Raw genomic sequence first — 13,140 nt, forward strand, 5'->3', positions numbered from 1 at the left:
ATTTTTTAAGCGCGTTAGCGGATGATTATAGTTTCTAGATATTTAGTGCCCAAAGGTTATACGGGTTTTGCATTTTTTCCTTTTGTGTTTGTGAAACATGCGCAATTAAGAAAGGATGCTTGTTTGGTAAACCATGAAAAAATTCATTTAAGGCAGCAATTGGAGTTGTTGATTGTGCCTTTTTACGTGCTTTACATTGGGGAGTTTTTAGTGAGATTATTTCAATTCAAAGTTTGGAATTTGGCTTATAAAAATATTTCATTTGAGCGTGAAGCTTATATGAATGAATCGAATTTACACTATCTAAATGACAGGTCTTTTTGGTGTTTTTTAAAGTATATTCGCAAACCATGATGTTCCAATTACATAAAAGTGTCAACCAGAAAATTAATTTACCAGATGAATTAGGAGTTGAATTATTTTTAAAACGCGAGGACGACATCCATCCCTTTATTTCGGGTAACAAATACAGAAAATTAAAGTATAATATTGAAGAAGCTCAAAAAAAAGGCTTTAAAAAACTATTGACTTTTGGAGGGGCTTACTCAAATCACATCGCTGCTGTTGCTTATGCAGGACATGCTTTTGACTTTGAAACCTTGGGCATTATAAGAGGCGATGAATTGCGAGATAAAATAGGGGGTAATGCAACGCTTTCCTTTGCAAAAAAACATGATATGCAGTTTGAATTTGTGACTCGGGAAGCTTACAGAACAGAGAAATTAATAAATGACTATCAAGATTATTATATAATTCCCGAAGGAGGCACCAATGCTTTAGCCGTAAAAGGCTGCGCGGAAATATTAACTGAAACGGATGCCGAATTTAATTATATATGTACTTCGGTTGGAACGGGAGGCACGGTGAGCGGACTCATAAATTGTTCACAACCTAGTCAACAAGTTTTAGGGTTTCCTGCTTTAAAAGGTTCTTTTTTACAAGAAGATATTAGTAAATTTGTATCGAAGACCAATTGGAAGCTCATTACGGATTACCATTTTGGAGGATATGCTAAAATTAATTTAGAGTTAATCCGTTTTATAAACGAGTTTAAAGGAAAGCAACGTATTCAGTTAGACCCCGTTTATACTGGAAAGATGATATTTGGAATTTTCGATTTAATTCAAAAAGGGTATTTTCCAAAAGGGTCAAAAATTTTAGCCATTCATACAGGCGGGTTGCAAGGTATAGAAGGCATGAACAACGTATTAAAACAAAAAAACTTACCGTTAATTGAATAGAAACATGAACAAAATAGTGCTTATAGTATTGGCGTGCATGATTTTTAGTTGTGGCTCAAAAAAAGCTGTCACTAAAAAAAAGGATCCTAGAAAAACAAATACAGAGCGTGTTGTTATTCAAAAAGAGACCCCAAAAAGCCCTGAAATTAATACCAATGAAAAGGAATCTGGTGTTAATGTTCCTAAAACAACTATAAGTTCTACTGAAGATTATATAGCAACATTTAGCGCGATAGCCCAAGAAGAAATGCGATTATACGGGATTCCAGCCAGCATCACCATAGCACAAGGGATTTTAGAATCTAGTTCTGGTAAAGGACGTCTTTCGGTGGAGGCTAATAACCATTTCGGAATTAAATGTCATGATTGGACGGGCGATAGAATATATCACGACGACGATGCCTCACAAGAATGTTTTAGAAAATATGTAGACGCAAAATATTCGTATAGAGATCATTCCTTATTTTTAACTACAAGACCTAGGTATTCAAAGTTGTTCGATTTAAAAAAGAATGATTACGAGGCTTGGGCCAAAGAATTAAAAGCGGCGGGTTATGCAACTGATAGAAAATATCCGGACAAATTAATTAGTCTTATAGAGCGTTACGAGTTGCATAAATTAGATGAAGCCGTTATTGGATATAAATACGAAAAACCTGTGGCGTCCAATAGAACAGGGGCTACCACTTATACCGTGGTAAAAGGGGATACTTTGTATTCTATTTCCAGAAAATATAATATGACAGTAAAAGAACTTCAAGACATGAATGGTTTAAGTGACAATGCAATAAGCATTGGACAGGAGCTAGTGGTAAAACCATCATCAAAAAACTTTTAAATATATGATTTACAAACGAAGTAGTGCCTTGTTTGCAGAGGCAGAACGCGTTATTCCTGGAGGTGTTAATTCCCCTGTAAGAGCTTTTAAAGGCGTTGGTGGAACACCCATTTTTGTGAAAGAAGCAAAGGGTGCTTATTTATATGATGAAGATGGTAACCGTTTGATTGATTATATTAATTCTTGGGGACCGATGATTTTAGGTCATGCCTACCAACCCGTTGTTGATGCCGTTGTAGAAAAGGCTAAAAAAGGTACTTCTTTTGGCATGCCTACGGAAATAGAAACACAAATTGCTCAATTAGCAGTTTCTATGGTACCTAATATTGATAAAATTCGGTTTGTGAATTCGGGTACGGAAGCTTGTATGAGTGCCGTGAGATTGGCTAGAGGGTATTCTGGGAAAGATAAAATAATCAAATTTGCAGGGTGTTACCATGGGCATAGCGATTCATTTTTAATCCAAGCCGGTAGTGGCGCTAGTACCTTTGGAACACCAAACAGTCCTGGCGTTACAAAAGGTACTGCAAAAGACACTTTACTTGCGAAGTACAACGATATTGAAAACGTTAAACAGTTAATTGAAGCCAATCCTAATGAAATTGCCTGTATTATTATAGAGCCTGTGGCTGGTAATATGGGTTGTGTGCCGCCAAATGATGGTTTTTTACAAGCATTAAGAGAACTATGTGATGCCAATAATATTCTATTGGTTTTTGATGAGGTTATGACTGGTTTTAGATTGGCTAAAGGTGGTGCTCAAGAGCTTTATAACGTGAAAGCGGATATTGTTTGCTTTGGAAAAGTAATAGGAGGTGGGTTACCAGTAGGTGCGTTTGCGGCAAGAGAAGAAATCATGAATTATTTAGCGCCTGTGGGTCCAGTATATCAAGCAGGAACACTCAGTGGAAATCCGCTAGCGATGGCAGCGGGTTTGGCGATGCTGACTCAATTAAATAATGATGCTGGGGTTTTTAATCGATTGAATGAAAAAACAGCCTATTTACACGAAGGTATTGCCAATGTTCTGAATAAAAATAAAGTCGTTCATACTATCAATAGGGTAGGCTCCATGATTTCCGTTCATTTTGATAAAGATGCTGTGGTGGATTTTGAAACGGCTGCTAAAGGAAATAATGAAACGTTTAAAAAGTTCTTCCATGGTTTGTTACATGAAGGCGTTTACATTGCACCTAGTGCTTTTGAAACCTGGTTTATCACTGATGCTTTAACGTATGAGGATTTAGATTTTACAATCAATGCTATTAATAATGTTGCCAGAGTGTTATAAAAAAAGCATTTCCATTACGGAAATGCTTTAATCACTAACTAGAATCTAACTAAAATCAATAACTCAATTTAAAATCTTCTATTTCTGAAATTATTATTTTGTGCAAAGCGTTTGTTGTTTCTCATCACTTTGTCAAGTCTGTTTTCCATGTGCGCTTGAATTTTCTCCAATTTTGTACGTTGCTCTGCATTAAGGATATAATTCATTTTTATTTTTGTAGCAATTTGATTGTCTAATCTGTCATTCATGCTACTTAAATAGTCTTGTTTTGTAGGTTTTTCAAAAGTGCCACTTTCTCTTTTAGCCTTATTGGCTTCCATCGTTAATTGTCTTTTAGTGGCATTTTCTAAATTTAGTTTGTAAATTTCTTTTTGTTGGAATTCGTTTAAATCTAACTGCAAAGTCATTCTTTTGGTTTGCAATGTGGCAGATTCTTCTGGGGTTAGTGCAAACATTTTATCAGCCATTTCTTTTCTTTCTGGACGTTGTTGCATTCTTTGTTGTGCGATACCTTCTATTGATATTAAAGCTAAGGCAATTAATAATAATTTTTTCATGTCTTATAGTATTATGGGTTTATTTGCTATTAAGACTTTGGTAAATTATAATGGTTTAATGCGAATACCTTTTTTAACTCTATATTAACAAGAGTTAAGTAGTTTAAAAACAAGTTGTTATTTTTTTAATGGAATCTGTAAACTCATGCCCGTTTGAAAATCGGGGGCATTATTCACTTTAAAGTCCTCCTTAAAATAAAGGGATACTTTGCATTGTGGACGCCCATAGGGATAGATAAAAGTCCAATCTGATAATGCGGTGTAAAGTGTATAGAATCCATTATGCCAACCGCCATTAATTTCTTTCCACTTTCCTTTAAATACATAATAATCTGTTTCCTCAAACTTGTTATATCTAGATTGAATGTGGTGGTTAATGCCAAAGGCATGATAATTCATTTTTTTTGTGTATTTAGTAAACTCAATCTCACTTTGTAGACTTGCTAAATAAGGGTTGTTACCTAAATCGACGACATCTTTAAAATTGATAAGATTTTTACGTAATAGACTTGATCCTATTCCAATATAAAATTCATTTTTATTTTTAAGAACGATATTTTTAACAACATTGGCTGAGATGCCAAAATCTAGAGAGGCATTAAACTTGCTGGTATTTATTCCTATATGGTTTCCAAAATTGGCATAGATACGTCTTTTTCCATTTTTAAAAAATGAAGGATAGTAAAAATGATTAAACTCCATGCCGCCCATAAAAAAATCATTATTGTTGAGTTCAAGAACCTTTCCATTTCTATCAGTATATCTAAAACTCATTTGGTTTAATCCGTAATAACGCCTTCCATAAGGGTCTTCACCACCAAAAATATTTGAGTGAAACCATTCAATGCTTTCATCTGAAGTAAATAGAGAAAATGGGTGTTTTCCCTTGGTAATAAGATAACTTCTTAAAGTAATACCCAATTCATGATTTTTTGTTAAAGGAATATTGGCATCTACCCTAAATTCTTTGATAACGGCATCTATTACAATATTCATATAGTCCGCAGGTGTGGTTTCTTGATTTACAAAATTAAATGGTCGATCGTGCCAAATAAGTTGGCTTAAATTTTTCCTAACTTGAGGATCTTTTGGCAGATATGCCTCAACAAAGGGGTGAAAATTATTTCCACTAATTGATGTGAAAGCTATTGTTGTATTTTCAGGAGGGTTTATTTTATAATTTTGGTTGATTCTAGAACTGAAAATCCCAAAATTATGAGTGGCTAAAAGACTTGGGTTTTCTATGCCATTTTTAATTGATAATGTATCTTTTTGTTGTCCAAAAACCAGTAAAGAATAATTTAAAAAAAATAAAAGGAGGGACTTTTTTATCATTTTCAAAAAAATATGGGTTAAAAAAAAGAATGAGAGTTAACTATTTAAATGAGTCTTGCTGTTTTTGTTAAAAAGACAAATATATTTATATAATGAGTTGGTTTCTTAAAAAAATTAACACTTATAAATTTTTATCTTAAAGAAATTGTAAAGTTTTGATTAGCAATGTTAAACATTTCTAAATTCATTTTAAAACTAGAAACTTATTGTGTCTATTTGTACTGTAGTTTATTTGTAACATGAAATAGTTAATAAAATTATTTAGTTTAATAGTAAATTAGTAAAGTTTGGTTGGTTAGTTAGTAAAAACCCCGTAATTCTAGGATTACGGGGTTTTTTATTAAAAATGCCCTTACATTAATTTTTATTAAAATGAAATAGTAACATTTTATACAGAAGTTCTTTTTCAAATGGTTTGGGAAGGTAATTGTTCATGCCGCTAAATATGGCTTTATTGATGGCCTCTGTGGTTACATTGGCTGAAAGACCAAAAATTATAACTTCTTTATTGTGATTTCTAATCAATTTTGTTGCTTCAAAGCCGTCCATTTCTGGCATATGGATGTCCATAAAAATTAATTGATACTTTTTTTCTTCTACTTTTTGTAAAGCAATTTTTCCATTTTCTGCTATATCCGCTTTTACGCCCATAGTCTGAAGAAGTTTTTTTAGAACGATGATATTTACATTGTTATCATCAACTATTAAAACTTTTAAATCGGATAGATTGATATTTTTTTTAACATCTATCAAATGTTCTTTTTCCTGATTTTTTGCAATCTTAAAGTTGACTGATATTGTAAATTTGGAACCTTTATTGACTTCACTTTCAACAGTGATTTCTCCGCCCATCATGGTTACTAAATGTCTAGAAATAGCCAAACCTAAACCACTACCTTCATATTGTTTTTTTGTGCTGATATCAATTTGTGTAAACCTATTAAAAATAGTATCAATTTTATCTTTTGGAATGCCAACGCCTGTGTCTTCAATAGTGATGTGTGTTTGTAATTCATTATCTATTTCTGTTTCGTTATACGTCAAGACAACACCTCCTTTATTGGTAAATTTTAAGGCATTTTTAAGGATATTGTTTACAATTTGAAGTAACTTGTTTTGATCACCTAATACGTTAAGACCTAGCGCATTTTTAAAATTTGTCTTTAAATAGAGATTCTTTTTTAAGAAAAGAAATTGGTTGACATCAATAAGTTCTTTTATTTTCTCTAATGGGTTAAATACCATTTCGTTCAATTCAATATTTCCCGATTCTATTTTATCTATATCTAAAATATCGTTTATAAGATTCAAAAGGTTGCTGGAAGACTTATCCATTAAATCGATATACTCTCTGTTTGTTTTGTTCAATTTACTGTTTTTAAGCAATTGAATAAATCCTAGAATGGCGTGCAATGGGGTTCTTATTTCATGACTCATGTTGGACAGGAAATCCGTTTTTGCCTGCGAAGCTTTTTCTGCCTTTTTTCTCGCATTGTTGAGATTTTTATTGGCTTTTTTTAACGCTAAATTAGATTTCCTTGCAAGGATGCTGCCTTTTTGCGCTTTCAAATAAAAATGGACAAGAAGGGAAACAACAATCGATAAAAACAAACCAACAATAAGGGCGATATTTTTAATATATAATGCTTCTGTCAATAATAATTTTTCAGTAGGCAATACATTTAACTGCCATGATTGATTGTCAGATTCATCTACTTCAATTGTGGTGGTATAAACAATGTTCCTTTTGGTTTTAAGTTTTATGTCTCTGTTTACGTTATAAAATAAATTTCCTTTATCGTCGTAAAGTTCGATGCTGTATTGGTTTTCTAGGTAATCAACAAACCTATTGAAGTTTGCACTGAAATCCATGCCGCCTGTAATACTCCCTTGAAACTGACCATTAAAATACACAGGCACATCAACAAGAAAAGAATGTCCCTGTTGTGTCAGTTTTAGCCAAGATGTTATGTTGGTTTTACCGTTTTCGGCATGTTTAATCCATTCATCCCTTCTATAATCAAGAGTGGAAATGTCTAAGTTTAGCGCCTCTTCATTGCCTTTATAAGGGTTGATCTTTTTAATGACCATTGAACTATCAATCCATTCAATAAATATGAAAGCAGCATTCTGTTTTAATAATAAATTGGCATCATTTTCCCAGTTCTCATAATAGCTGCCATTTGTAAACTCTAACCTGTATTTAAGATTCTCAAGATTGGATATGTCTTCATTCATGATATTCTTAAACTCTTTAGACAATAATGCACCGGTTTCAAACACTTGTGCTTTTATTAAAGCATGATGTCTATCTAAAGATATTCTGTATAATATAAGAATTGATGTAACAAGAACCAAAAAAGAGGCAATGGGCAATAAATTTAAAATTTTTTTCCCAATTAAAATTTTTGACATTACGGTACTTTCGTTTGGTTGTTACATATAAAGGTACTGTTTTTTCCGACGATTTTATATATGCTAAGAAATAATTACTACAAACAGGCTACCATCATCTGTTTTTTCAACTTTAGCAAGATTGTTTTTAGTTAATTCTTTAATGGAAACATCCCATTTTTTATTGGATAAGCCCGATTGAATTTTTAAATCATTAAGTTCCAGTCTTTCAGCTTTTTTTAATAAGTCGAAAACAGCTTTCGCTTCTTCGCTAAGTGCAACCGCTTTTTTCTCTGGACGCATTTGCGGAAAAAACAATACTTCTTGTATGGATTGGTTATTAGTTAAAAACATAATCAATCGATCCATACCAATGCCCATACCCGATGTTGGTGGCATACCGTATTCTAAAGCGCGTAAAAAGTCGTAATCAATAACACCAGTCGCTTCATCATCCCCTTTTTTAGCTAACTCCATTTGGTGTTCGAACCGCTCTCTTTGGTCTATCGGGTCGTTTAATTCAGAATAAGCATTTGCTATTTCCTTTCCGCATACCATCAATTCAAAACGCTCTGTTAATTCTGGATTTTCACGATGTTCTTTGCATAACGGACTCATCTCTTTTGGGTAGTCGGTTATAAACGTGGGCTGAATGTAATTGCCTTCACATTTTTCACCAAAAATCTCATCAATCAGTTTACCTTTCCCCATAGTATCATCTACCTCAATACCCATATTTTTCGCGGCAAGTCTAATCTCATCTTCCGTTTTTCCTGTAATATCAAACCCCGTAAATTGTTTTATGGAATCTGCCATGGTTATTCTGGTGTACGGTGCTTTAAAATCAATATGATGGTTGCCAAAAGTCGCTTTGGTGGTGCCATTTACAGCGATGGCACAATGTTCCAATAAACGTTCACAAAAATCCATCATCCAGTTGTAATCTTTATAAGCTACATAGATTTCCATAGCCGTAAACTCCGGATTATGCGTTCTGTCCATGCCCTCATTTCTAAAGTTTTTAGAAAACTCATAAACACCATCAAAACCACCAACAATCAATCTTTTTAGATACAATTCGTTGGCAATTCGCATATATAAAGGAATGTCCAAAGCGTTGTGGTGCGTCATAAACGGACGTGCCGCAGCACCACCAGGGATCGGCTGTAATACAGGGGTTTCAACCTCAAAATAGCCTGCATCATTAAAGAAACCACGCATGGCATTAAATAGCTTGGTGCGTTTTACAAAAACTTCTTTCACATGTGGATTTACGACCAAATCTGCATAACGCTGTCTGTAACGTTGCTCGGGGTCCGTAAACGCATCGTGTACATTCCCTTCAGCATCAGTTCTTGGTAATGGTAATGGTTTTAAGGATTTACTAAGCAAAGTAAAGCTTTTCACCTTAACAGTTTTTTCGCCTACTTTTGTAGTGAATAAAATGCCTTCAACTCCCACAAAATCACCTATATCCAACAGTTTTTTATAAACTTCGTTGTATTGGGTTTTATCGTCTCCTTCACAAATTTCATCCCTATTAAAATACACTTGTATTCTGCCTTCAGCATCTTGCAATTCTGCAAAACTCGCATTGCCTTGAATACGACGCGACATCAATCTACCAGCAATCACAACCTTATTGTCTTCTTTGAAATTGTCCTTAATTTGCTTGGAATTATGCGATACCGGAAATAAATCGGCAGGATAGGGGTTGATGCCCATTTCGCGTAATTTGGCTAATTTCTCTCTTCGTACAAGTTCGTGTTCTGATAATTGCGACATATTCTAATTTCTGAATGAATTTTTGAGGCACAAAGATAAACATTTGAATTACGAAACACGAATTAGGAATTACGATTTTTTTTGGCGTTTTACTTCCCGATAAGTATCTTGAAATTTTATATTAATTGTAACAAAATATGTATTTTTAAGTCCAATGAGTATCATCAATCAATTATAAAGAATCATGAGTATTTGGAGAGTGTTATTGTGTATATTTTGTCCGCCCTTAGCCGTTATAGGGAAAGGTTGTGGCTCCATATTAATTGTTTTTTTGCTTTGGCTTTGCGGCTGGGTACCAGGCGTTATTGCCGCTTTGGTTATTCTTAATAATCCAAAAAATTAAGTATATCTTTGTATTTATATTTTAAAATTACGAACACATGAATCGGTTTTTTACCCTTTTTTGCTTAGTTATAGTTACAACTTTTTTTAGTTGCCAATTTTCGGAAAACATATACATAAACGCCGATGGTTCAGGTAAAATGGAATTTACATTTGATGGTAGCCAACTGATGCAAATGGCAGGCGACCAAATGAGTGAAACCCAAGAAAAGGCAATAGATTCCACGTTTAATTTTAAAGAACTATTCGATGCCATGCGCGATAGCATTTCGAAATTGCCAGAAGAAGAACAACAAAAACTTAAGCGTTTAGAGCCTTTCAGTATGCACATGGTTATGGATCCTGAAACTTCTAAAATGCGCTTTGATTTGTTTACGGATTTCAATAAAGTAACCGAACTTCAGGATATGTTTAAGGCTATGAAAGATTTTGGGGATATAACAGGAAAGGCACAAGCAAACGAGGCTAACAACCCGTTATCTATGTTTGGAGGCGACAGCAGTACCACTTTAGATTATAATTACGATGGTAAAACATTCATGCGCACTGCAAAAATAATAGATAAAGAAGCCTATAAACAAGTAACCGACAGCTTAGGACAAATGGGCATGATGTTTGGTTCTTCCACTTATAAATTGAATTACCATTTTCCAAAACGTATAAAATCTGTTTCAAACGAAACGGCCATGTTTAGTAACGACCGAAGAAGTTTTACAGTTGAGTTTGGTTTTATGGATTATATGACAAACCCCGAAGCTTTAAATTTAGAAGTGATACTAGAAGATTAATATTTTGAATAAAACCATTGAAATACAAGATTTAGGATTAAAAGACTATAAACAGACTTGGGATTACCAAGAGCATTTGTTTAAAGCCATTGTGGATATTAAAATCAAGAATAGGCAAGAAGACACCGATGTTGAAACCCCTAATTATTTTTTATTTGTAGAACATCCTCACGTATATACACTTGGTAAAAGTGGCGATATGTCTAACTTACTTTTAAATGAACGTCAACTGAGTGAAAAGGGAGCGACATTTTATAAGATTAACAGGGGGGGCGATATCACGTATCATGGTCCCGGACAAATTGTGGGCTATCCTATTTTAGACTTGGATAATTTTTTTACGGACATCCATAAATACCTGCGCCTTTTAGAAGAAACGATGATCCTTACCCTAGCCGATTATGGATTGAAAGCAGGGCGTAGCGAAGGCGAAACAGGTGTTTGGCTAGATGTCGGTTCGCCCTTTGCTCGTAAAATTTGCGCCATGGGCGTGCGTGCGAGTCGTTGGGTAACCATGCACGGATTTGCATTGAATGTAAACGCCAATTTGGGCTATTTTGATAATATCATTCCTTGTGGTATTCGAGGCAAAGCGGTAACGTCTCTAAATGTGGAATTAGGTGTCGAACACGTTGATGAAGCTGAAGTAAAAGAAAAACTACTGAAACATTTTAGTTCGCTATTTGAAGCGGAATTTTTGACATTTACTTTAAACAATAATTAACTATTCCATAGTACAATTTATTCTGAAGCTTACTAACATATTTGGTAAGGTTTCAAAATGATCCATTAAAGAGATGTTCGTTGCTAAAATTTCTCCTTTCATACCGTTTTTTGTATAATTTACTACATTATTCTCAGTATTTACAAACGTGCCATTTTCGGTTACTAAGGTTATTATTGCAAAATTCGCCTGAGTTTCACCACTGGAATATATATAATTTCCGCTATCTACAGGACTATTAAAAGCTCCTAAATTCACTGTTAAGGAATAATCCATGTCGTTATTTACGGCTTTGAAGGTTAAAATGTTTAGATCATCATTAATTTGAAGCACGCATGGGTCAGATATAAGATTGTATGTTATGCCATTAACGGTGATAAAACTATCGTTAGAGCTTCTTCGATGGCTATCAAATGTTTGGGTCAAGTTTTGATTTGACGCTGTTTTATGGCTGTCTTTATAAGAATGACCAATTAATAACATGGCATTGAATAAGCTTACAAGAATTAGCGTGTACGTTCTCATAACTTTTTATATAATATATTATCTACGTCAAATATAAATTTAAAATGTGAATTTTAAAATTGAATTATTTGTACTGTAAAACCATCACTATATTTTAATTATTTAGACATTTCCTTTAAATAACTTTCATAATCTGAATAAGGTTCCTTTTTTCTGTTATTTGGTTTTAAATAAATCTCTCCTTTTTGATTATCTAAAATCACATTAAAATGGTTTAATAGTTGATTTCCAAATAAGGTGGGTCGCCCTTGGGGATGGGAAGGGGCTGCAGCATTGGTGACGATGTCTTTAAATGTGATATCCGCTATGGTGGCATCCAAACGAATAATTTTTCTACCATTTAATATTTGCAACTCTTTTAGGTTTTCCCAGTTTTGCCCTTGACTTGTAAAGTCTTCTCCTATAAGCATGGTGCCGTCGCGACCGGTATCGAATAAAAACCAGAATGCATATTTTTTTCCATCCTGAATGATATTTGCTTTTATTTTTGGTCGGTCTTGTTCAAACAACACCGCTTGCTTTTTATAATCCTTGGCATAAGCTGGGAGTTTATCGTGGACAATCAATACGTTTTTATCGTAATCAATCTCAATAATCTTATTTTTGAAGAGTCCGTTTCCAATAATTAAATCTTCGTGTGGTTTCATATTACCAACCTCTATAAGCGGTACACCATGCCAATTGAAATCGCCAAGCTTGAGTTCATTGCCAGAGCTAACACGTGATTCATTAACGCCTTGCGAATTATCCACCATTACTTTTCCGTCGAAGGATAACTGTAATTTTTCCGAATATGCCTTATTGACACAGGAAGCACCCGCACCTAAGTCGAATTGTATGGTAACTTCTTTATCGCCATTGAGATGTCCTTTAAAATAAATTCTAGAGCCTATCAAAGTAAAGGGGATGCTTTGTGGATATGGTTTAGAAAATGTCATAGAAATGGGAGTTGGTGCTTCCTTTGCTACAATACGCGTGTAACACGTATCTTTTCCATTCAGCAATACCATAAAATCATAGCTTTCTCCATAAGTGGTATGGAAAGTAATTTTATCCTTATCCGTTACTAGGCTTACCTTGTTTTTTTTCAAAGGAACATTTAAATAATAAACGTCGGGCTTAAGTTTCGAGTCTAATTTCCAATCGATTTTTAAGTTTTTGCCATCATGAATCCATGCCTTTTCACTAGTAGCATGAATAATGGGGAGTTTGTTCTGAGCTAATAAACATGAGCTGAAACTTGTGAAGAACAAAATTGCAATGGCTTTTTTTGATTTTTTAAAGGGGTCCATACTTTTTTATGATTTTTATGGATCAAAT

The 13,140-nt window shown here is 33.9% G+C and carries 13 protein-coding genes; 7 read left to right on the forward strand and 6 right to left on the reverse strand.

The window, feature by feature from the left end; genetic code table 11:
• Positions 1 to 21 precede the first annotated feature (21 nt).
• From CDH50_RS10040 to hemL, 4 genes are read left to right on the forward strand one after another with little or no spacing between them, the layout of a single operon-like run.
• Complete coding sequence (locus CDH50_RS10040; RefSeq protein WP_100612138.1) at positions 22 to 354, forward strand: hypothetical protein; 333 nt, start codon at positions 22 to 24, stop codon at positions 352 to 354.
• Complete coding sequence (locus tag CDH50_RS10045) at positions 351 to 1,241, forward strand: 1-aminocyclopropane-1-carboxylate deaminase/D-cysteine desulfhydrase (RefSeq protein WP_100612139.1); 891 nt, start codon at positions 351 to 353, stop codon at positions 1,239 to 1,241. Before CDH50_RS10040 ends, CDH50_RS10045 begins: the two co-directional genes overlap by 4 nt.
• Before the next feature lie 4 nt (positions 1,242 to 1,245).
• Positions 1,246 to 2,079 (forward strand): glucosaminidase domain-containing protein, encoded by an 834-nt coding sequence (locus CDH50_RS10050; protein WP_100612140.1) that lies wholly within the window; start codon positions 1,246 to 1,248, stop codon positions 2,077 to 2,079.
• Between the two features lie 4 nt (positions 2,080 to 2,083).
• A complete protein-coding gene (gene hemL, locus CDH50_RS10055) occupies positions 2,084 to 3,370 on the forward strand; it encodes a glutamate-1-semialdehyde 2,1-aminomutase (RefSeq protein ID WP_100612141.1) in 1,287 nt (428 codons plus the stop codon).
• 68 nt (positions 3,371 to 3,438) lie between these two features.
• Here hemL and CDH50_RS10060 read toward each other — a convergent pair whose 3' ends face one another.
• From CDH50_RS10060 to lysS, 4 genes are all read right to left on the reverse strand, one after another.
• Positions 3,439 to 3,927, reverse strand: coding sequence for a hypothetical protein (locus tag CDH50_RS10060; protein ID WP_100612142.1), 489 nt, complete (start codon positions 3,925 to 3,927; stop codon positions 3,439 to 3,441).
• A gap of 117 nt (positions 3,928 to 4,044) precedes the next feature.
• Positions 4,045 to 5,262 (reverse strand): hypothetical protein, encoded by a 1,218-nt coding sequence (locus tag CDH50_RS10065; RefSeq protein ID WP_100612143.1) that lies wholly within the window; start codon positions 5,260 to 5,262, stop codon positions 4,045 to 4,047.
• Positions 5,263 to 5,619: 357 nt separating this feature from the next.
• Entirely contained in the window at positions 5,620 to 7,677 is a 2,058-nt protein-coding gene (locus CDH50_RS10070; protein ID WP_100612144.1) for an ATP-binding protein, read from the reverse strand.
• 63 nt (positions 7,678 to 7,740) lie between these two features.
• Positions 7,741 to 9,441, reverse strand: coding sequence for a lysine--tRNA ligase (gene lysS / locus CDH50_RS10075; RefSeq protein ID WP_100612145.1), 1,701 nt, complete (start codon positions 9,439 to 9,441; stop codon positions 7,741 to 7,743).
• 184 nt (positions 9,442 to 9,625) lie between these two features.
• Here lysS and CDH50_RS10080 point away from each other — a divergent pair, with 184 nt between their 5' ends.
• Genes CDH50_RS10080 through lipB form a run of 3 tightly spaced genes read left to right on the forward strand, consistent with a single transcriptional unit; the run spans position 9,626 to position 11,295 of the window.
• Complete coding sequence (locus CDH50_RS10080; protein WP_100612146.1) at positions 9,626 to 9,784, forward strand: YqaE/Pmp3 family membrane protein; 159 nt, start codon at positions 9,626 to 9,628, stop codon at positions 9,782 to 9,784.
• A gap of 37 nt (positions 9,785 to 9,821) precedes the next feature.
• Positions 9,822 to 10,571 carry a hypothetical protein gene (locus tag CDH50_RS10085; RefSeq protein WP_100612147.1) on the forward strand — a complete coding sequence of 250 codons (750 nt, stop codon included), beginning with the start codon at positions 9,822 to 9,824 and terminating at the stop codon, positions 10,569 to 10,571.
• Between the two features lie 4 nt (positions 10,572 to 10,575).
• Positions 10,576 to 11,295 (forward strand): lipoyl(octanoyl) transferase LipB, encoded by a 720-nt coding sequence (gene lipB / locus CDH50_RS10090; protein WP_100612148.1) that lies wholly within the window; start codon positions 10,576 to 10,578, stop codon positions 11,293 to 11,295.
• Here lipB and CDH50_RS10095 read toward each other — a convergent pair whose 3' ends face one another.
• Both CDH50_RS10095 and CDH50_RS10100 read right to left on the reverse strand, forming a co-directional pair.
• A complete protein-coding gene (locus CDH50_RS10095; protein WP_100612149.1) occupies positions 11,296 to 11,820 on the reverse strand; it encodes a hypothetical protein in 525 nt (174 codons plus the stop codon).
• A 98-nt stretch (positions 11,821 to 11,918) separates the two neighbouring features.
• A complete protein-coding gene (locus CDH50_RS10100; protein ID WP_100612150.1) occupies positions 11,919 to 13,112 on the reverse strand; it encodes a retropepsin-like aspartic protease in 1,194 nt (397 codons plus the stop codon).
• Positions 13,113 to 13,140: the final 28 nt, after the last annotated feature.

Source organism: Confluentibacter lentus, from assembly GCF_002806995.1.
Classification (GTDB): Bacteria; Bacteroidota; Bacteroidia; order Flavobacteriales; family Flavobacteriaceae; genus Confluentibacter; species Confluentibacter lentus.

What these genes read in the sequence shown, in the direction of transcription:
- CDH50_RS10040 (WP_100612138.1), top strand. Translation starts at nt 22, where the DNA reads ATGATTATAGTTTCTAGATATTTAGTGCCCAAAGGTTATACGGGTTTT.
- CDH50_RS10045 (WP_100612139.1), top strand. Translation starts at nt 351, where the DNA reads ATGATGTTCCAATTACATAAAAGTGTCAACCAGAAAATTAATTTACCA.
- CDH50_RS10050 (WP_100612140.1), top strand. Translation starts at nt 1,246, where the DNA reads ATGAACAAAATAGTGCTTATAGTATTGGCGTGCATGATTTTTAGTTGT.
- hemL (WP_100612141.1), top strand. Translation starts at nt 2,084, where the DNA reads ATGATTTACAAACGAAGTAGTGCCTTGTTTGCAGAGGCAGAACGCGTT.
- CDH50_RS10060 (WP_100612142.1), bottom strand. Translation starts at nt 3,927, where the DNA reads ATGAAAAAATTATTATTAATTGCCTTAGCTTTAATATCAATAGAAGGT.
- CDH50_RS10065 (WP_100612143.1), bottom strand. Translation starts at nt 5,262, where the DNA reads ATGATAAAAAAGTCCCTCCTTTTATTTTTTTTAAATTATTCTTTACTG.
- CDH50_RS10070 (WP_100612144.1), bottom strand. Translation starts at nt 7,677, where the DNA reads ATGTCAAAAATTTTAATTGGGAAAAAAATTTTAAATTTATTGCCCATT.
- lysS (WP_100612145.1), bottom strand. Translation starts at nt 9,441, where the DNA reads ATGTCGCAATTATCAGAACACGAACTTGTACGAAGAGAGAAATTAGCC.
- CDH50_RS10080 (WP_100612146.1), top strand. Translation starts at nt 9,626, where the DNA reads ATGAGTATTTGGAGAGTGTTATTGTGTATATTTTGTCCGCCCTTAGCC.
- CDH50_RS10085 (WP_100612147.1), top strand. Translation starts at nt 9,822, where the DNA reads ATGAATCGGTTTTTTACCCTTTTTTGCTTAGTTATAGTTACAACTTTT.
- CDH50_RS10095 (WP_100612149.1), bottom strand. Translation starts at nt 11,820, where the DNA reads ATGAGAACGTACACGCTAATTCTTGTAAGCTTATTCAATGCCATGTTA.
- CDH50_RS10100 (WP_100612150.1), bottom strand. Translation starts at nt 13,112, where the DNA reads ATGGACCCCTTTAAAAAATCAAAAAAAGCCATTGCAATTTTGTTCTTC.